Raw genomic sequence first — 25,257 nt, 5'->3', positions numbered from 1 at the left:
GTGGCGATCCCCCGATGCCTCAGTTGCCCCGGCGACGCACGTAGGACGCGCGCATCAGCAGCAGGAAGAACAGGGCGGCGGCGCCGACACCCAGCGGCAGGCCCCACTCGGCCGAGTTCTGCCACAGGCGCTGCAGGGTCGCCACCGGGCCCTCGGTCTCCGTCACGCGCACGGTGCCGGGCTCGGCGCCGGAGGCGGACAGCTCGATGAGGGTGCCGTCCACGCCGACGATGGCCACGTCGCCGCGGGAGAGGCGCACCGGCTTCTGGGGCGTCATGGGCGCCGGGCCGATGGACTGCCACAGGATGCCGCGGCTGCCGTCGGCGCGCACCGCCTGCACCAGCGCCACGTTCTTGAGGCCGGTGATGTCGAGGATGCGGGCGCTCTCGTTGCCGCCGACGATGACGCGGTCACCCTCCACCTTCGCCTTCAGGTCCGCGCCCTGGGCGGGCACGTCGAGGGCGAGGAAGGAGCCGTTGACATGGAACGGCACGCCGGTGGGGTTCACCTCGAAGGTGGAGCTGGTGCCGGCCGGGACGCCGGCCGCCGCCGCCGCGCGCACCACGCGCACCACGCTGGAGCGGGCGGAGGAGAGGTAGGTGTCGGGCACCACCACGCGGCCGCCGCCGGACATGGACGAGATCACGCCCAGGAAGTCCGCGCCGGAGACCGAGCCGCCGAGCTCGATGTTGGAAGAGGGCAGCACCTGGACCGGAAACGCCTGGGGCGTCTCGAGGCAGCGGTTGGAAACCGGCTGGCGCTGGAAGGTCACGCGCAGCTGGTTGCGGGCGCCGAGCGCATACACCGGAATGGCGGTGGAGAGGTGCTCCGGCCGGCCGTCGGCGTCGAGGCGCTTGGCGGCGAGCAGCACGTCGTTGAGGAACACCGCGACCACCGGCTCGGTGGAGGAGGCGCCGGGGGCGGCCGACACGTCGAGGTTCAGGCGGCTCGGCAGGGACGAGCCGGCGGTGGCGGAGGCGAGGTCGAAATTCACCGTCCAGTCGCCGCGGGCGAGCACGTCGAGGTTGCCGGCCGCGTTGCCGAAGGTGGAGAGCGGGATGGTGTTGCGCACCGCCGGCTGGGTGTCCACCGCGCGCACGGTCACGTTGCCGGCCGAGATGGAGCCGCGCCAGAAGCTGTCGAACAGCTGGGCCGCCTTGGAGCCGGCACCGGGCCCGACCGCGATCACCGGACGCCCGGCGAGGGTCTGCAGGCTCAGCTCGTCAGTGGCCACCACCGCGCCGCCGAGGCTCGCGGCCTTGCTGCGCCAGTCGTTGAAGAGCGCCATGTTGGGCCCGCCGAGCCGGGCCGAGAGCGCCTCGAGGGCGCCGCGCACCTGGCTGAGCAGGGTCGGGTCCGCCACCACGATGTCCGCGCCGATGGGCGAGGACGGCAGCAGCAGCAGCGCGCCCACTTCCGCGAGGTCGCGGATGCGGTAGGTGTTGGCGCCCACGAAGTTGGAGAAGGGCGCGACCACGCGCAGCGCGTCCGGCACGTCGAGGCCGGACACGTCCACCTCGTCGCCCACGTTGGGCAGGGTCTTCACCGCGATGCGCTTGCCCGCGGTCTCCACCGCCAGGCCGAGGCGCCAGGCGGTGTCGAAGCTCTCCTTGGCGAGGGTGCCGCCCGCCACCAGCACCGAGCCGGTGCCGGGCATGGCGCTCCAGGCGGTGGAGAGGTCGCGCACGTGGCTCGCGTCGTAGGAATAGATGAAGCGGCTGGTGGGCATCAGCTTCAGCACGTTGCCGATGGCCCGCTCGTCCGCGCACAGGTCCGAGCTGATGACCGACGACCAGGCGACGCCGAACCGCATGAAGCCGGTGGGCCGCGGCGTGCCGGGCACGTCGATGGTGGTGTTCACCGTGCCCTTGTCGCCTTCGAGCTGACGGGAGAACAGCGGGTTGCCGTCCACAGCGACCACCATGGTGGTACGACCCCCGTCGCCACGCAGGTAGTCCGCATTCACCATGAAGCGCGGATTGGAGAGCGGCACGCCCGCCGGCACCGGAATGTAGAGATCGCGCCGCGCGTCCATGCCTTGGAACACCACCGGCGCGTCGACGCCGAGCTCCGTCAGCGTCACCTCGCGGGTGATGAGGCGGTCCTGGATGCGCTCCTGGAGCGCGGAGGCGATGGGATCTGCGGATTGAGCAAGGGCCGACGCTGCGAACAAGGTCAAGGCGACCAGTCCGGCCGGGATTGCGCAAGCCGCGCGACGTGCGGGATGAGGTGTCATGTCAATCTCTCACGATGGCGGGTGATGCGAGCGCGACGCCCGAAGGTGCGCGTTGCGGCGATGAGGCGACCTGCGGGTCGAACTCCGAGACGGAGCGTCCGCAGATGCGATCCACGATGCGGCGGCAGGCCCTGCCGTCGCCGTAGGGGTTGACGCGGTTGGCGAAGCGCGCGTAGGCGCCGGCGTCGTCGAGCAGGGCGCTCACCGCCGAGACGATAGTCTCGCGGCGGGTGCCGACCAGCTGCACCGTGCCGGCATCCACCGCCTCGGGCCGCTCGGTGACGTCGCGCATCACCAGCACCGGCTTGCCCAGCGCGGGCGCCTCCTCCTGCACGCCGCCGGAATCGGTCAGCACCAGGTGGGCGCGCTGCATCAGCCGCTGGAAGGGCAGATAGTCGAGCGGCGCCACCAGGTGCACGTTGGGGCGCCCGTCGAGGGCCTCGTGCACCGGGCCGCGCACATTGGGATTGAGATGGACCGGGTAGACGATCTCCACGTCGCCGCGCGCGGAAAGGTCCGCGAGCGCCCGGCAGATGTTCAGGAAGCCCTCGCCGAAATTCTCCCGGCGGTGGCCGGTGACGAGGACGATGGGCTTGGCCGGGTCGAGCCCAGCGAACGGCCGGTCGAGCTCGGCGGCGAGGGCGGGATCGGCGGCGATGCGCGCCTGGGTGGCCTGGAGGGCGTCGATCACCGTGTTGCCGGTGACGATGACCTCGCCTTCGAGCCGCTCGTTCTCCAGGTTCGCGCGGGAGCGGGCGGTGGGGGCGAACAGCAGGTCGCTCGCCACGTCCACCACCCGGCGGTTCATCTCCTCGGGGAAGGGCTGGTCGAGGTGATAGGTGCGCAGCCCCGCCTCCACATGGCCCACCGGAATGCGGCGGTGGAAGGCGGCGAGCGCGGCGGCCATGGCGGTGGTGGTGTCGCCGTGCACCAGCACCCGGTCGGGCTTCACCTCGGCGAGCACCGGGTCGAGCGCGGCCAGCGCGGCGGCCGCCAGGGCGTTCAGCCCCTGGTTCTGCGCCATCAGCTTGAGATCGAAGTCGGGGCGGATCTCGAACAGGCGCAGCACCTGGTCCAGCATCTCCCGATGCTGGCCGGTGACGCAGACGAGCGACGTCAGCCCGCGCTCCTCCGCCAGGGCCTGCACCAGCGGGGCCATTTTGATCGCTTCCGGACGCGTGCCGAATATGGACAGAATTCTCAAGGGACCCGCCACCGCTGATTCGAGGCAGGCGGACATGACGGGAGAGTGTCAAGAGCCCAGCTACCCACCTTTGTGTGTGTCGCCAAAAGACGTGCGACGCAAGCCAAGCCTGAATCTATGCCTAATTTTGCCCTACACCATAATACCGCTGAAGGGAGCGATGACCCAGGGTGGCACGGGCAGGGCTGTCGAAGGCTTAAGCGGAAGGCGGCAAATTCCCTAAGGTAATATTAAGCCTGACCAATGGTTTACGCAGGGGCTCCGCGATACGCGCGGAGGCGCGCCTTGGGCGCCCGCACGGCCGGCGCTGATCTTCAAAAAGCCGGCATGGAAGTTCCGCGTCCCGCGCAGGGCTGCCCTGTCAATCGCGGCCGGCGCGATCGGCGCCGAGGGCGGCCTTCACCAGGGCCTGGGCATCGGCCCCGCCCCAGGCCGCCGGCCCGGCCAGGAAGCCGAGCTCGCAGCCGTCCCGGTCCACCAGCAGGGTGGTGGGCAGGCCGAAGCCGCGCCCCACCGACCTGAGCGCCTGGAAGCTCTGCCCCTTCGGATCGGTGAAGGCGGCAAGGTGCGTCACGCCGGTATCGCGCAGGAAGGCGCGCGGCTTCTCCGGATCGCGGGTGTCGAGATTGATGGCCACCACCTGGAAGTCCGGCCCGCCGAGCTCGGCCTCCAGATGGTCGAGCTCGGGCATTTCCTTACGGCAGGGCACGCACCAGGTGGCCCACAGGTTCACCAGCAGCACCCGTCCCTTGAGATCCGCCAGGGTGACGGGCCTGCCGGCCGCGTCGAGGAAGGAGAGGTCCGGCAGGGGTCGCGGCGGAACGGTGAGCTTCAGCGCCGCAAGCTCCCCCTTGGCGAAGGGCTCCAGCGCGCGGGCCCGGTCGGCGGAGGCCGCGCAGGCGCCTTCGGCCGGCGCCGCGGCGGGCGCGGGGTCGGAAGGCGCGGCGGCGAGCTGGTGGACCGGAGCGGTTTCGCGCGGCGAAACATTGCCGGAAAGGTGGTTCATCCCGTATAGGGCGAGCGCGCCGACCGTGGCCCCGATCACGATGCCCAGCGCGATCTGGGCGATGAGGGGGTTCATGGTCGCGCGGCTCTCGCCGTCCTCCCGGCCCTCCCCCGCCCCGCGGCGTTCGGGATCGGTCTTCGGGCGCGCCTGTTCGGAATTGGTCATCACCGGAGGTCCGTCATGAGCAACAAGATGTGGGGCGGGCGGTTCACCTCCGCCCCCGACGCCATCATGGAGGAGATCAATGCCTCCATCGGCTTCGATCAGCGTCTTTACGCGCAGGACATCGCCGGCTCCAAGGCCCATGCGGCCATGCTCGCCGCCCAGGGGATCGTCGCGGGCGAGGATGCGCAGAAGATCCGGGACGGTCTAGACACGATCCTGTCAGAGATCGAGGCGGGCGATTTCACCTTCCGCCGCGAGCTTGAGGACATCCACATGAACGTGGAATCGCGCCTCGCCGAGCTCATCGGCGCCTCCGCCGGGCGGCTCCACACCGCCCGCTCGCGCAACGACCAGGTGGCGACCGACTTCCGCCTCTACATGCGCGACACCATCGACGCCCTGGACGCCCAGCTCGCGGACCTGCAGAAGGCGCTGGCCGAAAAGGCCCTCGCCCATGCCGCGACCGTGATGCCCGGCTTCACCCACCTGCAGACAGCCCAGCCCGTCACGTTCGGCCACCACCTGATGGCCTATGTGGAGATGACGGCCCGCGACCGCTCGCGCCTGAAGGATGCCCGCGCGCGGCTGAACGAATGCCCGCTGGGCTCGGCGGCGCTGGCCGGCACCTCCTTCCCCATCGACCGGGAGGCCACCGCCTCCGCCCTCGGCTTCGCGCGGCCCACCGCCAATTCGCTCGACGCGGTCTCCGACCGGGACTTCGTGATGGAGACCCTCTCGGCCGCCTCCATCTGCGCGGTGCACCTCTCGCGCTTCGCGGAAGAGGTGGTGATCTGGACCTCGCCGTCCTTCGCCTTGGTGAAGCTCTCCGACGCCTTCACCACCGGCTCCTCCATCATGCCTCAGAAGCGCAACCCCGACGCCGCCGAGCTGGTGCGCGCCAAGGCCGGGCGCATCATCGGGGCGCTCACCGGCATCCTGGTGGTGATGAAGGGCCTGCCGCTCGCCTATGCCAAGGACATGCAGGAGGACAAGGAAGGCGCCTTCGACGCCCTTTCCGCCCTCTCCCTGGTGATCGCCGCCACCGCCGGCATGGTGCGCGACCTCACCCCCGATGCGGAGCGCATGAAGGCCGCCGCCGGCCAGGGCTATTCCACCGCCACCGACCTCGCCGACTGGCTGGTGCGCGCGCTCAACATCCCCTTCCGCGAGGCGCACCACATCACCGGGCGCATCGTCGGCCTCGCCGCCGACAAGGGCATCGCCCTGGAGGAGGTTCCGTTCGCGGAGATGAAGGCGGTGGATGCCCGCATCACCGACGACGTCTATTCCGTGCTGTCGGTGGAGCGCTCGGTGAACAGCCGCACCAGCTACGGCGGCACCGCCCCCGAGCGCGTGCGCGCCCAGGCGGAGCGCTGGCTGAAGCTGCTGAACGGAGAGTAAACGGCCGGCATTGTTTCATGTGAAACAATGCCTTGGCATGCCGTGCCGGCGCGCCGGCACCCATAGGGGCCCTCCACGCGGGCCACGCCGACCCCGGTCCCGGCCATATCGCGCGGCGGCGGCTCCTCATGCCGTCGGCCCCGGTCCAGTACCGGAGCCGATCGGGCGCCGCTCAAGTACCACGCGAGCGTTATCGAAGGCCCAAGTGTCACGTTCGCCGGCTGAGTCTCGCTCATCGCCCCTTGGCATCACTTGGCGCCGGCAGGCTCATCCATGCCACCGGCCCGGCCCTTGGCCGGCGCCTCACCCGAATGCCGCGCGCCTGTCGAGAAACCCGTGAGGCAAACTCATGGTCCCTGGCTCTGCGGCATAGCCGAGGCACGGCCCACGGCCGTGCCTCGGGCGTCGCGCGCCTACTTCTTGTTGCCCTCGGCATCGAACTGGGAGAGGAACGCGATCAGGTTCGCGCGCTCCTCGTCGTTCTTCACCCCGGCGAAGGCCATCTTGCCCTTGGGGGCCAGCACCTTCGGGTTGGTGATGTAATTGTCGAGGGTGGCGAGGTCCCACACCTTCCCGGCGGCGGCACCGTTCTTGATGTCGTCGGAATAGGGATAGCCCTCGAAATGAGCCCACTTGGCGCCCACGATGCCGTTCAGCGGCGGACCGACCTTGGTCTTCGCGCCCGGGCCGATGGCGTGGCACGCCATGCACTTCTTGAAGACGATCTCGCCCTTGGCCGGATCACCGGTGACCGCATCGCCCTCGGCGAAGGCGGCGCCGGCCGACAGGGCAAGCGCAAGGGTCGTGGCAAGCAGAACTTTCATTGGGCATCCTCCATTGGGCCGGCTTCCCTGCCGGCTCGCATTTCACACCATCGCCCTCCGACCTTCCACAGGTTCCGAGCGGGCATCACTCAAGCGCCGCGAGCCCGGAACGCCCCGGACGCACGAGGCGTCAACCGCTTCGCATGAAAACGCAGCGGGCGACGGCGACGCAATCCAGGCTCACCGGCCTTCGGCATTGCCGGCCGAGGCCTCACTGCAGCAGCAGAATCTCTCCCTCCCCGCCCGCCAGGCGGTTGCCGGCGAGGCGCCGCGCGCGGCCCGAAAGGCCGCCGCCGAACAGGCGCGCCAGCTCCGGCACCCGCCGCGCCAGCAGCAGCAGCGCCACGAAATCGTGACTGCCGGTGTCCACGAAGCCGGGCGCCAGCTCCTCGGGCGCGGAACCCAGCAGCAGGGTGCCGCGCCGCATGCCGCGCCCGGCATCCGGCCCCGCGCGCCCGGCCACCGCGATGGTGCCGGCCACGAGGTCCAGCGCGGCGCCGGCGCCGGCATCGCCGCCCACCAGCACCAGCCCGCCGCGCAGCCGCTCGCCGAGGCCCGGCCCAACGTTGCCCGCCACATGCACCAGCCCGCCGCGCATGCCGAGGCGCTCGCCCGGCAGCGCGCAGCCGAGGCGCGGCCCGGCGGCACCGGAGACCTCGATCCGCCCGGCCACCAGCCCGGCCGCGAGGCTTTCGCCCGCGTCCCCGCGCACCACCAGCCTGCCGCCGGCCATGCGCGCGCCGGCCAGGGCGCCCACGGGCCCCTCCACCAGGATCTCGCCCTCGGTGAGGTCGGCGCCCACGAAGTCGAGGCGCGGATCGCCGCTCACCACCAGCGCCTCCGAGGCCACCTCGCTCACCGCGAACAGCGCGCCGAGCGCCACGCGCCGGTTGCCGAGCAGCACCTCCCGGCGCGCCACGCCGGCGGCGCCCAGCCCCGCGAGGGCGGCGGGGGTGACGCCGGTGAAATCGAGCCGCGCCTCGAGCGGGGCCGAGAGCTTGAGACGATAGCCGGTCATGCCTTGCCTCCCGCCGCGAATTCTCCCGCGTCGGCCATCAGCTCGCGGAGCTTGAAGTGGAAGGGGCCGAGGTTGCCGCCGTAATTGCCGGCGTCGATGGCGATGATGCCCGCCTCCGCGCCCAGTTCGCACACCGCGGCGATGCCCGCCCGCGTGCTGCGCGCCACGTCCGCCTCGCTCAGGCCGTCGATGACGATCTCCATCACGCTGCCCGCCTCCGCCGGCAGAGCGGAGGGCACCACCCCGCGCAGGGTGGGGCAGTAGGCATCGTTGGTGGAGGCGATGAGGCCGGCGTATTTCGAGCCCACCTTGGAGCCCGAGCGCACCACCCCGCCAGGGAAGGGCAGCACCGCGCCCTCCACCTTGCCCATGGCGTCCACCGCCGCCTCGGCCGCCGCCAGCGCCGCGGCGCGGCTGCGGGCGAGGATGAGGAAGTTGCCGCCGCCCACCGCCGATGTGACGGAGCCGGTGATCTCGTCGCAGACGAACTCACCCTCCATCACCGGAATGCGCCAGATGCGATCCTCGCCGATCTTCTTCGCGATCTGGTGGCCGTCCGCGAAATAGCGCAGGGCCCGGCCGAGGGGGATGGCCGGCCCGCCCTTCAGCCCCGCGTAGCAGGCCGAGGTGGGCGAGGTGAGGACGCACTGGCCGACCCGGAGCGGCACCACTTTCTTCAGGTCCTTGAGCGACATGGCGAAGATGAGCACGCTCACCCCCGGCCGCCCGTCCGGGGTCTCGCTGGCCGGCAGCTCGCGCTCGATGGCGGCCTCGCAGCCGCAGCCGATGACGGAGGTGGCGAAGCCGGTCATGCTCGCCGCGGCCGTGCGCGCCCAGCGGGGCGTGTCGGCGGTGATGAGGAGGCGGGTGCCCGCCATGGGGAAGGCTTCCGCGAAGCTCTCGCGGATCTCGACGCCGTTGATGATCATCGGGCGCTCTCCGGCGCGGTCGCCACCAGCTCGGGTCCCTCGCCGCCGCGGATCTCGTGGTCGGCGATCTGGTAGTGCTTGGATTTCAGGCCCACCGCCTCGTCGAACCAGCGGTCCAGGCGCTTGTCCATGAGCGGGTCGGAAGGGGGATGCACCGCGAAGGTGCGGCCCTGCTTCAGGGCCACCACCGCGCCGTCGCGCACCACGATCTCGCCGTCCTTCAGCACCAGGCGCGGCGCGGAGAACATGGCCTCGCGGTCGGCCTCCTCGCGGTAGAGCACCACGTCGGCCCGCGCGCCGGGGCCGAGATGGCCGCGATCCTTCAGGCCCAGGGTGCGGGCGGGGGCGGCGCGGGTCATGATGGCGATCTCCTCCAGCGTGTACTCGCGGGAGATCTCGGCGAGGCGCGTATGGGCGCGGGCCGCCTTGTGGAGCCGCTCCAGCTGGGCGTCGCGGAAGGGCTTGTCCATCAGCAGGCGGATGAGGTGCGGATAGGAGGTGAACGGCCCGCCGTTGGGGTGGTCGGTGGTGAGGTAGACCCGCCAGGGGTCTTCCACCAGCAGGAACAGCTCCAGCCCGATGGCCCATTGCAGGGCGTTCACGAACGAGGTGTCGCGATAGTTGAAGGGCACCACGCCGCAGCCCGCGTCCAGCTCGATGTCCATGCCGATCCACTTCTTGGGATCGGCGATGCCGTGGTTGCGGTACTGGGACATGAGGTCGCCGGAGACGGTCACCGTCTGACCGAACATCACCTGCCCCACGTCGATGGAGATGTGGGGATTGGCGTTCACCGCCTCCGCGATCTCCACCGCGCCGGAGGAGAACTTGCGGTCGCCCTCGGTGCCGTAGGAATGGAACTGGATGTGGGTGAGGTGCAGCGGGAAGCCTTCCGTCGCCCCAATGGTGGCGAGCGTGGTCTTCACGTTGCCCGGCACGCCGAGATTGCAGCCGTGCAGGTGGATGGGGTGCGGCACGCCGAGCGCCGTCACCGCCCGCTGCAGGGTGGTGAGGATGCGGCGCGGGGTGAGGCCGTAGTGCGGGCCCGGCTCGTCGAAATCGAGCGTGCGGCCGTTGAACTTGAAGGCGTTGATGCCGCCGGGGTTCACGATCTTGATGGCGCAGCACTGGGTGGCCTTGAGCATCCAGGCCACATAGTCGTTCACCGCCTGCTGGCCCTCGCCCTCGGCGATCATGCGCAGCAGGAAGTCGTCATTGCCCAGCACCAGGAAGCCGCCGGTGTCCAGGTTGGGGATGTCCGCCATCTCCAGGTGGGCGTGGCGGGCATTGGCGCCCACAACGGCCGGCTCGAACACGGCGGTGTAGCCCATCTCCGAATAGCGGCAGCCGGTGGCGTGGGTGGTGGGCGCCGCCCGCCCGCCGCCGCAGCCGCACATGACGCCGCCGAACGGCTCGGGGAAGCGCGCGCGGTCGTCGTTCATCAGCAGCCGGCCGAGGTTCACCTTGCCGCCGGCGATGTGGGAGTGAAGGTCGATGCCGCCCGCCAGCACGATACAGCCGGCGGCGTCGATGATCTCGTCGCTCGCCTTGGCGGGGCCTTCCGCCGCGACGATGCGCCCGTCCTCGATGACGAGGTCGCGGACGACGTCCACGACGCCGTTGGCGGGGTCGAACAGGCGCCCGCCGGTGATGCGCGTGGTCATGCCGCCCTCCTGAGGCTTTCGAGAATCGCGCGGGCCGCCTGCGCCACGCTCGGCAGCTCGGCCGGGCGCAGGGCGGCCAGCGGCAGGCACACCACCGCGTCCATGCGGAAGGCGTGGCCGTCGTGGTCCACGCCCGGCGTGCCGACGGGGATGAACACGTCCGGCTCGCGGGCGAACACCGTGTCGGGATGGGCAAGCGCGATCACCGGCCCCCGCTCGAACTCCGGCGGGGCGTCGGGCCGGAAGCTCGACGCATGGAGCACCAGGTCCGCGTCCTTCAGGGCGGCGGCGGTGGCGTAGAGCTCGGGCACGTGGCGGGCGACGCCGCCGCCCACCGCCGTGCGCAGCGGATAGCCGAAGCGCCACAGCGCCATCTGGTGCGCGCCGGTGATGTTGTCGCGCCCGCCGAGGGGGAACACCGCGGAGCGGGTGGCGGGGCTCAGCAGGTCCACCGCGGTGGCGGCGGATTCCGCCACGCTCGCCGCGTCGCGCGGGCCGAGGGTGGCGGCATTCCAGGTGAAGATGGAATAGCGCGCCGCCTTCAGCGCCTCGGCGAGGGCCGCGAGGGCCTCGCCCACCACCCCTTCGAGGGTGGGCGCGCCCGCCGGCCGGCGCCCGGCGACAAGGGCGGCGAGCCCGCGTGCGGCGAGCGCCACCTCCGCCGGCGACACCACGATCTCCGTGACGTCGTGTCCGGCGAGCGCGCGGCGCGCGCCCTCGGAGAGAATGTCGCCCACCACCACCACGCGGCGGCGGCCCGCCACGAAGCGGGGCGCGGCGTCGCTCCCCTCCCCGCCCGCCGGCACCACGCGCTCGAAGAAGCGGTGGAAGGCGATCTCCGGGTCGGCGCCGAACACCACCAGAAGGTCGCAATGGTTGCGCACCTCCGCGAGGGTGGAGGCGATCCAGCCCCGGCGCGACAGGCGCTCCAGGTTCGCGAACAGGCCGTCGGAGGCGGCATGGTCGAAGCTCGCGCCGGCCGCCATGGCGATGTCGAACAGGCCGCGCAGGCCGTCGAGGTCGGCGCCGAGGCCGGTGATGGCCGCCGCGCGGGCCGCCTTCAGGTGGCCGGCAGCCGCCTCGGCCGCTTCGGCGAGGCTCGCCGCCCGCCCGGCGATGCGGGGGGCGGGAGCGGGCGCGTCCTTGCGCGCCAGGAGCCGGCCGGCTTCGGCGCAGGCCTTCACGGGGCGCACGCTGCGCCCGCGCACGGCCACTTCCAGATCGTCACAGCCGAGGCCGCAGAATGCGCAGACCACGTCCGTCACGATGCGTTCCGCATCGTCGCGGGACACGTCGTCACCTGTCATGATGTCACCGTGCGAACAGCGCAGGGAATGCCGGGCAGCGCGCCGCGACGGCGGCGCCGGTCCCCCGCGAGGGCTGCGGACGAGAGGGTGCTATGAGGGCAAAGGGGCGATCAGCGGCCATGGCACTGCCTTGGATGGGAGAAAAGGACCCGATCAAGACGCCGCGGCGGTTGCCCGCTTGTCGTTGCAGTGCGCTTCGGGGTCCGATTCCACTTTGGGAACTGCCCCGTGCGCCATGCGTCTGTTCTTGGAGCGGCAAGCTAACACAGGCGATCGCGCCTTGAAAACCCGTCTCATATGCCGCACCGCGCAGAAGTGTTGTGCGGCGCGGAAGACGAGGCCGGCGCGCCGCCTCACCTGAAGCAGCGCACCTCCGCCTCCGCCTGCGCGCGGCGCAGGTCGGCGATGATGTCGTCATACATCTTCACGCTCCGGAACACGCCGGCCGCCTGCCCCACCCCCTGGCGCATGGAGAGGATGGTCTCCGCCTGGACGTAGCGGTCGTAGGGCAGGATGGAGGCGAGCGTGTCCACCGAGCAGGAGCAACGGGTCATCGCCTCGCGCGTCTCGCCATTGGCGCCCATGCATCCGATGACATAATCCACCCGCGCCGCGGTGGGATAGTCGTTGGCGTCGAGGGCAAGGGCCGGGGTGGTGAGCGCGAGGGCGAGGGCCGCGCCCTCAAGAGCCTTGCGGATCATAGGTCAGGACCTCCTCCCACAGGCGGCCGTCCTTGGTGTCGGCCGTGATCGTGATGCGCGCGATCTCGCCGGGCAGGTCCGGCGCGACATCGAACGCGTAGGTGAGCGTGTCGAGGCCGCGCATCCGCTTCACGTTGGGATCGCCGGCGAAGGGCGAGACCTTCACCCGCCAGCCCGCATAAGCGCGCCCGCCGATGGTAAAGGCCTGCCGCGTCACCTCGGCCTTGTCGCGCAGGGCGGCGCGGATGGCGGTCTTGAAGTAGCGGGGGTTGCCGAGGAGCTTGCCGGAGAGGTCCGCGAGGTGATTCTCCAGGAACAGCACCGTCACCGGATTGCCCGTGACATCCTCGAACGGGCCGGCCGCGCGGTGGCGCTCGGCGCTGAAGAAGTTCGCCTTCAGCGAGCGCGCGCCGGCCGGCGCCGCCGCGCCCGCCGGCTCCACCTCCAGTTTGATGGTGTCCTCGAAGGAGGGCCCCAGCTCCGGGTCGGAGACCTTGCGGCTGTAGCGGTAGGTAAGCGTGCGGCCCGGCTGGGCGGCCTCCAGCTGCGGCGTCTCGAACAGCAGCGCGGCGGCGGAAGGCGGCGTGGCGACGGGCGGCGCCGGCTCCTGGGCACGCGCCGGAGCGGCGAGCGCCGCGCCGAGAAGGAGCACCCCCGCGAGCCCCCTGAAAGACGGACCGCTCACAGATGCCCCTCCCCTGCCTGCGGCGCCGGTGCGCCGCCGATGGTGCGATAGATGTAGTCGGGCGCCGCCCCCGTCGCCTCGGCGGTGGCCAGCGCCTCCATGCGGGCGTGGAAGGGCGACTTCGAGCAGGCGGGATCTGTGGCCGAGGCATCGCCCAGCAGCGCCATGGCCTGGCAGCGGCAGCCGCCGAAATCCATCTCCCGCCGCTCGCAGCTGCGGCACGGCTCGGGCATCCAGTCGGTCCCGCGATAGGCGTTGAAGGCCGGGTTCAGCCGCCAGATGTCGCCGAGCGCATGGTCGCGCACGCTCCAGAATTCGAGGCCCGGAATGCTCTCCGCCGCGTGGCAGGGCAGCACCCGGCCGGTAGGCGTCACGTTCAGGGTCTTACGGCCCCAGCCGCCGGTGCAGGGCTTGGGATAGCGCGCGTAGTAATCGGGGATCACCATGTCGATGACGAGCACGCCCTCGAGCCTCCGGCGCGCCGCCTCCACCAAGGCGATGGAGCGGTCCACGTCGGGCCGGGCCGGCATCAGCGCCGCGCGGTTGGCATAGGCCCAGCCGTAATACTGGGTGTGCGCCACCTCCAGCCGCTTGGCCTTCAGCTCCACCGCCAGCGCGATGATGGCTTCCACCTCATGGATGTTGCCGCGATGAATCACCGCGTTGAGGGTCAGCGGCAGACCCAGCTCCACCACCCGACGGGCGAAGGCGAGCTTGGCCACGTGCCCGCCCTTGTAGCCGCCGATGCGATCACCGGTCTCGGCGGTGGCGCCCTGCACCGAGAGCTGCACATGGTCGAGCCCGGCATCATAGAGGGCATCGATCATGCCGGGCGCGCGGCCGATGCCGGAGGTGATGAGATTGGTGTAGAGCCCCTCCTGCGCGCAATGGCGGCTCAGTTCCACGAGATCGGGGCGGGCCGTGGGCTCCCCGCCGGAGAGGTGGATGTGCAGCACGCCGAGGGCCGCCGCCTCGCTCAGCACCCGCTTCCAGGTGGCGGTGTCCAGCTCGGCGTCGCGGCGCTCCAGCTCCAGCGGGTTGGAGCAATAGGGGCAGCGCAGCGGGCAGCGGTGGGTCAGCTCCGCGAGCAGGCCGATGGGGTGGCCCACGGCCGGCATCCCGCGGGGCTTTGGCTCGATCACGTCCAGGGACGCGCTCTGGCTGATGTCGGTCATCTCTCGATCACCCGGCGGGCGACGAGATCGCCGATCATGGCGAGCACATCGCCGGCGATCACCTCCCGCTTCTCGTCATACTGGGCGGCGAGCGCATCCACGATCTCGCCGCAGGTGCGCTGCCCGTCCACCAGCGCCAGCACAGAGGCGGCGATGGCGTCGATGTCGAAGGCCCGCTCGGGGGCGAGCAGCACGTGGCGCTCGCGCACCGTGTCGTACTTCAGCTTCACCCCGCGCGGCAGGCGGGGCACGTCGGTCTCGGCGGCGATCATGCCGCCGCCATGCCCACGCCGGGAACCCACGCGCCGGGAGCCGGCCAGCCGGGCTCCACATAGGCGAAGTAGAGCGCGTCGAGCTGGGCCCAAAGAACCTCGGTCTTGAAGGTGAGGGCGCGGATGACGGCGCGCTGCTGCTCCACCGTGCGGGCATTCGCCTTCACGTATTCGAGGGCGAAGTCCGCATCCTTCGGCGCCTGGTCCAGCCGGCGGCGGAAATAGGCGACCACTTTCTCGTTGATGAAGTCGTAATGCTCCAGCATCCCCGAGATTCGCTCGGCGTGGATGCCGGGCGCGAACAGCTCGGTGAGGGAGGAGGCCACCGCCTCCAGCAGGGAGTGGTCCGCCACGAAGCGCACGTAGGCCTCCACCGCGAACTTCGTGGCCGGCAGCGCGCCCTGCTTCGAGATCACGTAGGCGCGGTCGAGGCCGAGCCCGTCGGTGAGCACCAGCCAGCGCTCGATGCCGCCGGAATCCGCGCCATGGCCGTCATGGTCGGTGATGCGGTGCAGCCATTCGCGGCGCAGCGCGCGGTCGTCGCAACGGCTCATCAGCGCCGCATCCTTGCGGGGAATGGCGGACTGGTAGCAATAGCGGTTGAGCGCCCAGGCCCGCACCTGGTCCTGATCGAGCCGGCCCGAATGCAGGAGCTTATGGAAGGGGTGCAGGTTGTGATAGCGCCGCGCGCCCACGGCGCGCAGGGCTTCTTCCAACCCTTCCGGGGTGAAGGGCACGTCGGTCGGCGCCGGCAGCGGCTCGCGGTTGATGTCGAGATGCACGGTCATAGCGCGAACTCCATGCCGTCGCCGGCGACGACCCAGCCCGCCGCCTCCACCGCCTGCCGCTCGGGCGAGCCGGAGACCAGGGCCGGGTTGGTGTTGTTGATGTGGATGAACACCCGCCGCGCCGCCGGCACGTCCGCCAGCTTCGCGATGGTGCCCTCGGGTCCGGACATGGAGAGATGGCCCATGCGCGCGCCGGTCTTCACGCCGGTGCCGGCGGCGATCATCTCGTCGTCACGGTAGAGCGTGCCGTCGAAGAAGAGGAGGTCCGCCCCGGTGATGCGCGCGCGCACGGCCGCGGAAATCGCCGCGCAGCCGGGGATGTAGACGAGGCGCCGCCCGCCGCAGGTGACGCTGACGCCCACCGTGCCGCCGGTCTCGGCGCCGATGACGAGCCCTTCGTCCTCCTGCCACAGGGGCACCTTGCCGGGCACGGCGAACATCTCCAGCGTCACGCCCGGCAACGGCTCGAACGGCACGCCCAGCTCCACCGTCCGGCGCGGCACGAAAGCCGCGTTCACCACGCCGAACACCGGGTTGGCGTTCACCATGGCCAGGGTCTCGGCGGTGCCGAACAGGGTGAAGGGCTGGGATTCGCGCAGCGTCAGCAGGCCGGCGATATGGTCCACATCGCCATTGGTGACCACCACGGCGGAAACCGGTGAATCGCGCTCGCCATGGCGCGGATGCAGCGCCCGCGTGGCGGCGATCTGCGCCCTGAGGTCCGGCGAGGCATTGAGCAGCAGCCAGTCCACGCCGTCTCCGGAAACCGCGAGCGAGGATTGTGTGCGCGGCGCGACCCTCGGGTCGCCCGTCCAGGCGAGGCTGCACACGGGGCAGCGGCAGTTCCATTGCGGAACGCCGCCTCCGGCCGCGGAGCCGAGAACGATGGCTTGCATGTGAAGGCTGGCGCCCCTGCTGCGCAGCCCGCCCCGGTTCCGGAAGCGGGCCCGCTCGAACCGGACCGCGCCTGCGGTCCTCGACCGGCGCCGGAAGGCATTCGCCCCGGCGCCGCGTGGGCTTCGGCGAAAGCCGGCGGCTGCGGCGCGCCGGCCCTCGGCCTTCAGAAATCGGCCGGCAGGTAGGCGGTGACTTCCATGCCGACGCAGACTTCGCAAACCTGGGGCTTCTGCCAACGCATCGTCTTTCCTCCTGGTTCGGCCGATGTCGGCCTTGGTCGTATTGAGTTCCAGATTTTCATAAGAAAATCATAAGAACCAAGCTGTAATGAGGTCTCACTACAGTCACGACAAATATTGGCGCGCAGGTGAAATCGCGCAAGGGGAATTTTTGCCTACCCCCGGAGAGCGGATGTTTCCGACGCCACGGAACACCTTTTGCGGCAGCGCACAAATCATGTCGCCGCCCTGCATACCATGCGCTGTGCGGCTCAGTGGGGCCCGGCGCCGGAGCCCGCGAGATCCAGCATGAAGCCGCGCCCGCGCACGGTGGCCACCTGCGGCCCGCCGGCGCGGCTCACCGGCGAGAGCTTGTTGCGCAGGTAGCCCACATAGACGTCCACCACATTGAGCGAGGCGCCGCCCTGGCTCGCCCACAGGCGGTCGAAGATGTCGCCGCGCGGCACCGGCCGGTTGGGAGTGGCCATGAGCAGGGCGAGCAGGTCCGCCTCCCGCTCCGTGAGGCGCACGTGGATCTCGCCGAACAGCACCTGCCGGGTGGCGAGGTCCAGCACCAGCCGCCCGGCGTTCAGGCGCTTGTCGGTGGCGCCGCCGAGCCGGTGCATGAGGTGGGCGCGCAGCCGCGCCACCAGCTCGGCGAACTCGAACGGCTTCACGATATAGTCGTCGGCCCCGGCGCCGAGGCCCTCGGCCCGGTCCGCCACCTCGTCCTTGGCGCTGAGGAAGAGGATGGGCCCCGCGTGGCCCGCCCCCCGCAGGGACCGGCACACGTCGATGCCCGAGCCGTCCGGCAGCATGATGTCGAGCACGACCGCGCACGGGTTGTAGGCGCGGGCGGCGTCGAGCGCGGCCTCGGCGCTGGTCGCCACCTCCACGTCGAAGCCCTCGGCGCTGAGCCCCCGGCTCAGCATGGCGCCGATGTCGCCGTCGTCCTCCACCACCAGGATGTTCATGGCGTCTCCTCTTTGCCCGCGCGCCTTCAGGCGTCCGTAGGGGCGTCCTCTATCTCTTGGGGTGCCGGCAGGGCGATGGCGACGGTCAGTCCCGTGCCCGCGCCGCCGGCGGCGTCCTCCAGTGTGATACGTCCACCGTGCTGCGTCACCACCCATTCCGCAAGGGCGAGGCCGAGCCCGAATCCGGAGTGCTCGCTCGCGCCGCGCGCGAAGCGCTCGAACAGGCCGGCGCGCTGGGCGGGGGGAATGCCGCGCCCGTCGTCCTCCACCGCGATCCGCACCCCGTCGCGGCTCGCGCCCTGCCGAACGGTGATGCGCGAGAGCGGCGCGCCGTGGCGCAGCGCGTTGTCGATGAGCCCCTCCACCACCTGCCGCAGCCACTCGCGATCGGCATGCACCAGGGGGCCGGGCGCCTCCGCCTCCAGGGCGAGGCGCACCCGCTGGCGCCGGGCCGGGGCATCGAAGCTCGCCACCGCCTCCTCCAGCAGCGGGCGCAGCGGCACGTCCTGGAACACGAGCTCGATCTCGCCGCTTTCCGAGCGCGCGATGCGCAGCAGGTCCTCCACCCGCCGGTGCAGCCGCGCCGCCCGCTTGCGGATGGTGGCGAGCACGCCGCGGGTCAGCTCCTCGGGAATGGCGCTGGCGCGCTGGGTCACGTCGCATTCGCCGATGATGACGGTGAGCGGCGTGCGCAGCTCGTGGCTCACGTCGGTGAAGAAGCGCCGGCGCGAGGCGTCGATGGCGGCGAGGCGCGTGTTGGCGGCGGTCAGGTCCTGGGTGCGCTCGGCCACGGTGCGCTCCAGCACCGCCCGGTCGGCGGCCACCTTGCGGGCGCGGCGGGCGAGGCGCTCGGCCATGCGGTTGAACTTGGCCATCAACAGCCCCAGCTCGTCGCGTGAGCCGATGGCGAGGCGGGTATCCAGCACGCCGGAGCCGATGGCCCCGGCCGCCTCGTCGATCCGCCGCAGCCGCTCCAGCAGCGGCCGCGCCAGGGTGCGGTGCAGCACCAGCGCCGCCGCCAGCACCAGCGCGGCCACCAGCACCGCCCCGGCGCGCAGCCGCATGGAAAGCGCGCGCGCCTCCCCCCGCGCCTCGACCACCGCGCGGCGCTCGTTCTCCACCAGCATGGAGAGGATGGGACCGGCGGCGGCGGCGAAGGCATTGAGCGCGCCGCGCACGGCATCGCCCCGGCGGGCGGTGTCGCCATCGGCCAGGGCGAGGCCGATCTGGCGATCGAGCAAAGTGAAGTCCGCCTTCAGGTGGGCCAGGAGCCGGGCGCGGCCCTGGCTCGCCGCCTCGGCCGCGGTGAGGCCCTCCGGGCTCTCGGCGGCCACGGTGTCCAGCACGGCGGAGACGCGGTCCCGCGCCGCGGAGACGCGGTCGCGGTCGGTGGTGGGGTGGTCCGCGTCCGCCACGGCCGTGATGCCGTAGGCGGAGAGGCGGGCGGAGGCCTCGGTGAGCAGGTCGAGCCGCCGCTGGGCGGCGATGGCGGCCTCGAGCGCGCTGTCGGTGACGCCCACGGCGAGCACGACCCCGGCGGCGGCCAGCACGGCGAAGGCGGCGACGGCGGCGATGAGGGCGCCGAGCTTGAAGCGGATGGAGCGGATGGGGCTTCGGGGGCGTTGCATCGGGTTGCTGCGTTGCGGCTCTGGCGCGGCTCGAAGGCGGGCCCCGCGCACGGCAACGGCGTCATGCGACATCCCCGGCGGCGCCCCTGGGCCGCACGGTGGAAGCGGCGCCCGCCCGCGTCAAGCGGCGGGCGCCGGAAAGGCTCAGGCCTGGCCGGAGGTGGAGAGCTTGGCGGCCTCCGCCTGCATCCGCTGCTGATAGAGCGCGGCGAAATCCACCGGGTCGATCATCAGGGGCGGGAAGCCGCCGTTGCGCACCGCGTCGGCGATGATCTGGCGGGCGAACGGGAACAGGATGCGCGGGCACTCGATGAGCACCACCGGCTGCAGGCTCTGCTCGGGCACGCCCTGCACGCGGAACACGCCGGCATAGGTGAGCTCGAACGCGAACAGCGTGTCGGCGCCGATCTTGGCGCCACCCTCGATCTTCAGCTCCACCTCGAAGTCGCCGGCGCCGCCGGGCTTCGCGTTGACCTGGATCTGGATGTTGACGTCGGGCTGGCTCGGAGGCGCGGCAAGCGAGCGCGGCGCGTTGGGATTCTCGAACGAGAAGTCCTTGGTGTACTGCGCGAGCACGTTCAGCGACGGCGCCGGATTCTGGGTGGGGCCGCCATTCTGCGTCGCCATGCGCATCTCCATATGTTGAGGGCTTTGATAGAGTGCGCTCGAAGGCGCGCGGTGCGCTACCATGCTTTGGCGCCGCCGCGCAAGATTGAGCGCGCCGCAGCCGGCGCCGTGTTCGGAGACGAAGAGATGGCCGAAGAGATCCAGGACGCCGCCGCCGGCGCGCCCGAAGCCGCCCAGAGGAAGCCCCTGAGCGAGGCCGCGAGGCGCGCCCTCGCGGAGGCCGAGGCCCGCCGCGCCGCCGCCGATGCCACGCGCCAGGAGCGGCCCAGGGAGATCAACGGGCGCGGCGGCCCCGAGCCGGTGCGCTACGGCGACTGGGAAGTGGGCGGCATCGCCTCCGACTTCTGACGCCCGCGCCGTGCGTTCCCCCTTCGGAGCGTCTTGCTGGCTTCATGCGGGTCGAGTACTTTCGCGGCGCTATCCGGTGAACCGGCCTGATTTGAGCGGGCGCTGAAACAAGGGTATGCGGCAGCCGACCGCTATCCGCGAGAAACCGGAGGCGGTCGTCCCCTGCCGGGTGTTTCAGGTGCCGCGTGGCGCGGCATGCGGTCATCACCCGGCGAATATCTGGGAGGACGAGACCAATGGCCAAGATCGACAAGGTTCTGGTTGGCGAGGCACTGGTGGGCGATGGCAACGAGGTTGCGCACATCGACCTTCTGATCGGGCCGCGCGGCAGCGCGGCGGAGACCGCCTTCTGCACCAGCCTGACCAACAACAAGGACGGGTTCACCTCGCTGCTGGCGGTGATCGCGCCGAACCTTCAGTGCAAGCCGAACACGGTGATGTTCAACAAGGTGACCATCAAGGACGCGCGCCAGGCGGTTCAGATGTTCGGGCCGGCGCAGCACGGCGTTGCGAAGGCCGTGCAGGACGCGGTCGCGGAAGGGATCATCCCGCTGGAAGAGGCGGACGACCTCTACATCTGCGTTGGCGTGTTCATCCACTGGGAGGCGGCGGACGACGCCAAGATCCAGTCGTACAACTACGAGGCGACCAAGCTTGCGCTGGCGCGGGCGGTGAAGGGCGAGCCGACCGCCAAGGAAGCGACCGAGAAGCGCGACGCGGTGAAGCACCCCTTCCAGGCCTGAGCCGGAAGCACGCGCAAAACCGAACCCGGCGACATCGCCGGGTTCCCCACGTTTGCAAGCCACCGTCCCCGGTCTTCGACCGGCATCAGGCAGGTCTCCCCCGAATCGGCCCGGTGTCCGCGTGAGCCAGACGCTCCCGACCTCGCCTCACTCCCCACGCCGGATGAAGGCGCTCAGGCCGGCCCGAGCAGCACGATCAGCGCCAGGGCGGTGCTGGCGAGGAGGGAGAGCACCGGGACCAGGGCTTCCTCACGCGTGCGGATGAACGGCCTTCCCAACGGCTTTCCCATCGCGTCGTTCCCGTCCCCTTGCCGCCACGCCGGCGGGCGCCGCACGTTAGGGCGGTCACGCGGCCCGCAGAATTCCACTTTCGGCGCAGAAGGGTGCGGAATAGCAGCCTCGCCACAGGCATTTTTCCTTTCGCCGCCCGACGCGCCGTGGGACCATGCCACAAAAGCGTCATGACGGGCCGGCAGCACCGGCCGTGCGCTCGCGAGGGGGCTTCCATGGCGGCGGTCCTGATCATCCTGCTGGTGGTGCTGACGGTGGTGGCGCTGCCCATATGGGACTACAGCGAAAGCTGGGGCTACGTTCCCGGCGGCATCGCCGCGCTGCTCCTCATCATCGTCGCCGTGCTCATGCTCGCCGGCTATCTCTGAGCCGCCCGTGCGGAGGCGCTGCCGCCATGTTTCGGCCGCCGCGATGGGCGAGCTTCCGGCTGCGCAGGGCACGGGCGACGCTCCCCGCAGGCGGTGATGGATCCGGCCTGGATGCGTCCCCCTCGGGCCTCCCCCTTGCACCCGCACGGCTTCTGACGGACAAAGGGCCCATGACCGAGGGGAATGCCGCCGACCAGAATCCGATCCGCGATCCGTCGTCCGCGGAAGCGCCTGCGGCTGGGCCCGATGCGCCCGCGGTCGGGTCGGATGCGGCGGCCGGGCCCGAGGTCGTGGCCGGCACGGCGGCGCCGGCAAACACCGGGCCCGCCCCCGCCGCATGGGAGGGGGAGGTGCGCGCGGCGCTGGAGCGGGTGATCGCCTCGCCGGATTTGTGCACCTCGCCCCGCCTGGGCGCGTTCCTGCGCTATGTGGTGGATTCGACGCTCGCCGGCCGCGCCGAGCAGATCAAGGGCTACACCATCGCGGTGGAAGCCCTCGGCCGCGCGCCCACGTTCGACCCCCAGTCCGACCCCATCGTCCGGGTGGAGGCGACCCGCCTGCGCCGGGCGCTGCAGAATTATTACAACACCGTCGGCGCCGGCGATCCGGTCCAGATCCACATTCCCAAGGGTGGCTACGTTCCCCGCTTCGAGGACCGCCGGACGGCCGAGGCCGCGCCCGCCGTGCCGGAGCCGGCCCCTCTTCCGCCGGAGGTGTCCCCTGCGCCGCCTTCCGCGCCCGAGGAACCCGCCCGGCACGCGCCGCCGGCTGGGCGGTGGCGCCGCGCCGGGCGCTTCGCGGCGCTGGCGGCGGGGCTCGTCCTCATGGTGGGCACGGCGGCCGTCGGTTTCGCGCGCCTCGCGGAGAATGCGGACCTGCCGGCACCGGTGCAGGCCCTGCTGGGGGAGCGCCCCTCGCTGGCGGATCGGGTGCGCCTGCCCATCATCGAGGTCGGCGCGCTCGACGCCGGCACCGGCCAGGGCCCGGCGCAGGGCGACCTGCGCGGCCTGGAGGAGCGCCTGCGCGACAGCTTCGCCCAGTTCGATTTCGTGGAGGTGAGGGCTGGCAGCAGCCGTGGCGAGGCGGCTGCCCGCGAATGCGGCGGGCGCCGCGCCCGCTCGGTCTTCTCCCTCGGCGGGCTGGCCGAGCCGCGCGGCGACGGCACCTATGCGCTGCTCCTGCACCTTACCGATCGCTGCGAGGGCATCATCGTCTGGTCCCACGCCGTGGAGGGGCTGAAGGTCGCGGATGCCAGCGCGGCCGAGCAGCGCGCGGTGCGGGAGACCGCGGCGGCGCTGCTGGAGAATTACGGCGTGGTGCCGGTGCGCGCCCGCGCGCAGGTGCGGGCCCATGCGCCGGCCTCCGGCTTCGGCTGCATCGCCGAGGCGTTCGCCGTGCTGCGCAACGAGGGCACCGCCCCGGCGCCGGCCGCCGGCCGCTGCCTGGCGGAGCTGGCGGGGCAGGACGGGGAGTTCGCCCTCGGCCATGCGGTGCGCGCGGCTTCCATGCTCGACGAGGCCATGCGCGAGACCGGAACGCCGCTGGCGCCCGAGCGCGCCGCGCAGATGCTGCACGAGGCGGAGCTGGCGGTGGACCTCGCGCCCACCAGCGCCTATGCCCAAAGGACCCTGGCGCTGGTGCAGCTGTTCCTGGGGGAGACCGAGGCGGCCGTCGCCTCCGGCGAGCAGGCGCTGCGCCTCAACCCGCTCGACAATGACATCGCCGCCACCGTCGGCACCGTCTTCATCGGCGCCGGGCGGGTGGAGGACGGGGAGGCGATGCTGGTGTCCGCCCGCGCCCAGGGCGCGGCGCGCACGCCGCTGCAGGAGACCTACCTCGCCATCGCCGCCTTCCTGCGCGACGATCCGTTCTCGGCCCAGGCGCTGGTGCCGCAGCTGCGCCTCCACCCCAATCCCGGCAACCGGCTGGCGCTGGCGCTGGCCCTGCACGCCCTCGACCGCGACAGCGACGAGCGCGAGGCGGTGCGCAGCCTCGCCCATCTGGACGGCGGCGGGCCGGAGGCGGTGCGCCGCCTGGTGCGCCGCCTGCTGCCGGCGCCCGTGGTGTCCGAGCGGGCGCTGAACGCGCTCGAAAGCGCCGGCCTCTCCCAGGAGGCGGCCACCGGCAAGCGCCCCCATGGCTGAACACCGCCGCGATTGAGCGCGCAGCCCACGGGCCTCGCCGTGGAAGGGCCCATGGTCGAAGGTCTCATGCGACCTGTTGAGACATGGCGCGCGCGGGCAAAGAAATCTTTACAGGGCATGGGGCAACCTGGATGCAGGCTGTCCCTCCTCCGTACGTGCCGACATGACCGCTGTGCGACCCACCCAGAGCATCCGCATCCTCGTCTGCGATCCCGATCCCGCCGTGCGGCGCATGATGCGCGCCGCCCTGGCGCGGCGCGACGTGCTGAACATGGTGGAGGTGGAGGAGGCCGGGGACATCTTCGCCTCCGCGGCCCATTGCGATGCCGCCCTCGTCTCGCTGACGCAGGGGCAGGAGGGAGTGCTGGCGCGGCTGCGTGCCGCCGGCCTTTCCGGCACGCTGGTGGCGGCGCTGGCCCAGGGCTCCGTGGCCGGCGCCGTGGCGGCCATGCGGGCGGGCGCCGACGATGTGGTGCTGAAGCCGGTCAAGGCGGAGGACGTGGTGGACCGCCTGCTGGCGGCGCCCAGCGGCCGGCCCGAGCGCCGGCGTGCCCTGCGCGAGGACCGGCGCCCTTCGCCCACCGCGCAGAACGGCGATTTCTGCGGCTTCCTCGGCCGCTCCGCCCCCATGCTCCAGCTCTATGAGCAGATCAACCGGGTGGCGCCCTCGCGCGCGCCGGTGTTCGTGACCGGCGAGAGCGGCACCGGCAAGGAGCTGGCGGCCAGCGCCGTCCATGCCCGCTCGCCCCGCCATACGGCGCCGTTCCACGCCCTCAACTGCGGCGCCATCCCGCGCGAGCTGATGGAGAGCGAGATTTTCGGCCATGCGCGCGGCGCCTTCACCGGCGCCCATGCCGACCGCAGCGGCGCGGCCGAACTGGCGGACGGCGGCACGCTGTTCCTGGACGAGATCGGCGAGATGGACCTCGCGTTGCAGTCCAAGCTTCTGCGCTTCCTCCAGGACGGCAAGGTGCGGCGCATCGGCGAGGGGCACGAGCGGCAGGTGGACGTGCGCATCGTCTGCGCCACCAACCGCGACCCCGTGGCCGAGGTGAAGGCGGGGCGCCTGCGCGAGGACCTGTTCTATCGCCTGCATGTGCTGAACCTGCACCTGCCGCCCCTGCGCGAGCGGGGCGATGACGTGATCCGCCTTGCCGAGGCGTTCCTCGCGCGGTTCGCGGGAGAGGAGGGCCGCCCCCTGCCGCGCCTCACGCCCGAGGCGGCCGAGGTGCTGCGGCACCGCCAGTGGCGGGGCAACGTGCGCGAGCTGCAGAACCTCATGCGCCGTGCCGTGGTGTTGAGCGAGGGCGCGGCGCTGCCCGCCGCCCTGTTTGCCCAGGACCGCATGGCCGAGACGGAGGCGGTGGCGGAGGCGCGGCCCGCCGCCGTGCCCCTGGTCCCGTCCGAGCTGCCGCCTTCCTCAGAGCCGTTTCCCAAGGTGGAGCCCCTGGCGGTGACCGAGCGGCGGGCCATCGAGCGCGCCATCGCCGCCTTCCAGGGCAACATCGCGCTCGCGGCGGCGGCGCTCGATCTCAGCCCCTCCACCCTTTATCGCAAGAAGCAGTCCTGGCAGGAGAGCGCGCGGCGCGAGGCCGGGGAGCGGACGAGCGACACTCACCACGTCGCCTGAGCTTTTCGCGGGGC

At 71.7% G+C, this 25,257-nt stretch carries 24 protein-coding genes; 6 read left to right on the top strand and 18 right to left on the bottom strand.

The features are described 5' to 3' along the window. Window positions 1-19: 19 nt before the first annotated feature. The 3 genes from V5F75_RS04710 to tlpA all read right to left on the bottom strand — a co-directional run bounded on the left by V5F75_RS04710 (window position 20) and on the right by tlpA (window position 4,611). Window positions 20-2,179, bottom strand: a complete 2,160-nt coding sequence (locus tag V5F75_RS04710) for a uroporphyrinogen decarboxylase/cobalamine-independent methonine synthase family protein (protein ID WP_394033325.1) — start codon at window positions 2,177-2,179, stop codon at window positions 20-22. Between the two features lie 58 nt (window positions 2,180-2,237). Then, a complete protein-coding gene (gene wecB, locus V5F75_RS04705; RefSeq protein ID WP_394033324.1) occupies window positions 2,238-3,395 on the bottom strand; it encodes a non-hydrolyzing UDP-N-acetylglucosamine 2-epimerase in 1,158 nt (385 codons plus the stop codon). Window positions 3,396-3,801: 406 nt separating this feature from the next. After that, window positions 3,802-4,611 (bottom strand): thiol:disulfide interchange protein TlpA, encoded by an 810-nt coding sequence (gene tlpA / locus V5F75_RS04700; protein WP_394033323.1) that lies wholly within the window; start codon window positions 4,609-4,611, stop codon window positions 3,802-3,804. Between the two features lie 15 nt (window positions 4,612-4,626). Between tlpA and argH the strand changes: the two genes are divergently transcribed. After that, on the top strand, window positions 4,627-6,012 hold the full coding sequence (gene argH, locus V5F75_RS04695; RefSeq protein ID WP_394033322.1) for an argininosuccinate lyase: 1,386 nt from the start codon (window positions 4,627-4,629) through the stop codon (window positions 6,010-6,012). 413 nt (window positions 6,013-6,425) lie between these two features. Here argH and V5F75_RS04690 read toward each other — a convergent pair whose 3' ends face one another. The 15 genes from V5F75_RS04690 to secB all read right to left on the bottom strand — a co-directional run bounded on the left by V5F75_RS04690 (window position 6,426) and on the right by secB (window position 19,719). Further along, window positions 6,426-6,836, bottom strand: coding sequence for a c-type cytochrome (locus V5F75_RS04690; protein WP_394033321.1), 411 nt, complete (start codon window positions 6,834-6,836; stop codon window positions 6,426-6,428). A gap of 211 nt (window positions 6,837-7,047) precedes the next feature. After that, window positions 7,048-7,854, bottom strand: a complete 807-nt coding sequence (locus V5F75_RS04685) for a formylmethanofuran dehydrogenase subunit C (protein ID WP_394033320.1) — start codon at window positions 7,852-7,854, stop codon at window positions 7,048-7,050. Beyond that, window positions 7,851-8,783 (bottom strand): formylmethanofuran--tetrahydromethanopterin N-formyltransferase, encoded by a 933-nt coding sequence (fhcD, locus tag V5F75_RS04680; RefSeq protein ID WP_394033319.1) that lies wholly within the window; start codon window positions 8,781-8,783, stop codon window positions 7,851-7,853. Before fhcD ends, V5F75_RS04685 begins: the two co-directional genes overlap by 4 nt. After that, window positions 8,780-10,447 (bottom strand): formylmethanofuran dehydrogenase subunit A, encoded by a 1,668-nt coding sequence (locus V5F75_RS04675; RefSeq protein WP_394033318.1) that lies wholly within the window; start codon window positions 10,445-10,447, stop codon window positions 8,780-8,782. The genes fhcD and V5F75_RS04675 overlap by 4 nt, the downstream gene beginning before the upstream one ends. Beyond that, window positions 10,444-11,754 (bottom strand): formylmethanofuran dehydrogenase, encoded by a 1,311-nt coding sequence (locus V5F75_RS04670; RefSeq protein WP_394033317.1) that lies wholly within the window; start codon window positions 11,752-11,754, stop codon window positions 10,444-10,446. The genes V5F75_RS04675 and V5F75_RS04670 overlap by 4 nt, the downstream gene beginning before the upstream one ends. A 353-nt stretch (window positions 11,755-12,107) precedes the next feature. After that, window positions 12,108-12,455, bottom strand: a complete 348-nt coding sequence (locus V5F75_RS04665) for a hypothetical protein (RefSeq protein ID WP_393987535.1) — start codon at window positions 12,453-12,455, stop codon at window positions 12,108-12,110. Continuing rightward, window positions 12,436-13,140 carry a hypothetical protein gene (locus V5F75_RS04660; protein ID WP_394033316.1) on the bottom strand — a complete coding sequence of 235 codons (705 nt, stop codon included), beginning with the start codon at window positions 13,138-13,140 and terminating at the stop codon, window positions 12,436-12,438. Before V5F75_RS04660 ends, V5F75_RS04665 begins: the two co-directional genes overlap by 20 nt. Then, window positions 13,137-14,288 carry a pyrroloquinoline quinone biosynthesis protein PqqE gene (gene pqqE / locus V5F75_RS04655; protein ID WP_394033643.1) on the bottom strand — a complete coding sequence of 384 codons (1,152 nt, stop codon included), beginning with the start codon at window positions 14,286-14,288 and terminating at the stop codon, window positions 13,137-13,139. The genes V5F75_RS04660 and pqqE overlap by 4 nt, the downstream gene beginning before the upstream one ends. Window positions 14,289-14,311: 23 nt before the next feature. Next, on the bottom strand, window positions 14,312-14,587 hold the full coding sequence (gene pqqD, locus V5F75_RS04650) for a pyrroloquinoline quinone biosynthesis peptide chaperone PqqD (RefSeq protein WP_394033315.1): 276 nt from the start codon (window positions 14,585-14,587) through the stop codon (window positions 14,312-14,314). Continuing rightward, window positions 14,584-15,375 (bottom strand): pyrroloquinoline-quinone synthase PqqC, encoded by a 792-nt coding sequence (gene pqqC / locus V5F75_RS04645; protein ID WP_394033314.1) that lies wholly within the window; start codon window positions 15,373-15,375, stop codon window positions 14,584-14,586. Before pqqC ends, pqqD begins: the two co-directional genes overlap by 4 nt. Beyond that, the gene (gene pqqB / locus V5F75_RS04640; RefSeq protein WP_394033313.1) at window positions 15,372-16,271 is read right to left on the bottom strand and encodes a pyrroloquinoline quinone biosynthesis protein PqqB; all 900 of its coding nucleotides are present in this window, start codon (window positions 16,269-16,271) and stop codon (window positions 15,372-15,374) included. The genes pqqC and pqqB overlap by 4 nt, the downstream gene beginning before the upstream one ends. Window positions 16,272-16,435: 164 nt before the next feature. Then, window positions 16,436-16,513, bottom strand: coding sequence for a pyrroloquinoline quinone precursor peptide PqqA (pqqA, locus tag V5F75_RS04635; RefSeq protein ID WP_370640776.1), 78 nt, complete (start codon window positions 16,511-16,513; stop codon window positions 16,436-16,438). A 249-nt stretch (window positions 16,514-16,762) separates the two neighbouring features. Further along, window positions 16,763-17,464, bottom strand: a complete 702-nt coding sequence (locus tag V5F75_RS04630) for a response regulator transcription factor (RefSeq protein ID WP_394033312.1) — start codon at window positions 17,462-17,464, stop codon at window positions 16,763-16,765. 26 nt (window positions 17,465-17,490) lie between these two features. Then, window positions 17,491-19,092, bottom strand: a complete 1,602-nt coding sequence (locus V5F75_RS04625; RefSeq protein WP_394033311.1) for a sensor histidine kinase — start codon at window positions 19,090-19,092, stop codon at window positions 17,491-17,493. 144 nt (window positions 19,093-19,236) lie between these two features. Beyond that, on the bottom strand, window positions 19,237-19,719 hold the full coding sequence (secB, locus tag V5F75_RS04620) for a protein-export chaperone SecB (protein ID WP_393987542.1): 483 nt from the start codon (window positions 19,717-19,719) through the stop codon (window positions 19,237-19,239). Window positions 19,720-19,845: 126 nt separating this feature from the next. Here secB and V5F75_RS04615 point away from each other — a divergent pair, with 126 nt between their 5' ends. The 5 genes from V5F75_RS04615 (at window position 19,846) to V5F75_RS04595 (ending at window position 25,243) form a co-directional block, all read left to right on the top strand. After that, the gene (locus tag V5F75_RS04615; RefSeq protein WP_394033310.1) at window positions 19,846-20,067 is read left to right on the top strand and encodes a DUF1674 domain-containing protein; all 222 of its coding nucleotides are present in this window, start codon (window positions 19,846-19,848) and stop codon (window positions 20,065-20,067) included. 236 nt (window positions 20,068-20,303) lie between these two features. Beyond that, window positions 20,304-20,810, top strand: a complete 507-nt coding sequence (gene fae, locus V5F75_RS04610) for a formaldehyde-activating enzyme (protein WP_393987544.1) — start codon at window positions 20,304-20,306, stop codon at window positions 20,808-20,810. A gap of 506 nt (window positions 20,811-21,316) precedes the next feature. Further along, window positions 21,317-21,469: a DUF3309 family protein gene (locus V5F75_RS04605; protein ID WP_394033309.1), complete on the top strand. Its 153-nt coding sequence runs from the start codon at window positions 21,317-21,319 to the stop codon at window positions 21,467-21,469. 170 nt (window positions 21,470-21,639) lie between these two features. Further along, the gene (locus tag V5F75_RS04600; protein ID WP_394033308.1) at window positions 21,640-23,613 is read left to right on the top strand and encodes a hypothetical protein; all 1,974 of its coding nucleotides are present in this window, start codon (window positions 21,640-21,642) and stop codon (window positions 23,611-23,613) included. A 163-nt stretch (window positions 23,614-23,776) separates the two neighbouring features. Further along, on the top strand, window positions 23,777-25,243 hold the full coding sequence (locus V5F75_RS04595; RefSeq protein WP_394033307.1) for a sigma-54-dependent transcriptional regulator: 1,467 nt from the start codon (window positions 23,777-23,779) through the stop codon (window positions 25,241-25,243). The last annotated feature ends 14 nt before the right edge of the window (window positions 25,244-25,257 follow it).

This window comes from Xanthobacter albus, from assembly GCF_043194895.2.
In the GTDB taxonomy this organism is placed as follows: Bacteria; Pseudomonadota; Alphaproteobacteria; order Rhizobiales; family Xanthobacteraceae; genus Xanthobacter.
The sequence above is the reverse complement of the archived record's forward strand: the minus strand, read 5'-3'. Positions and strand labels throughout refer to the sequence as shown.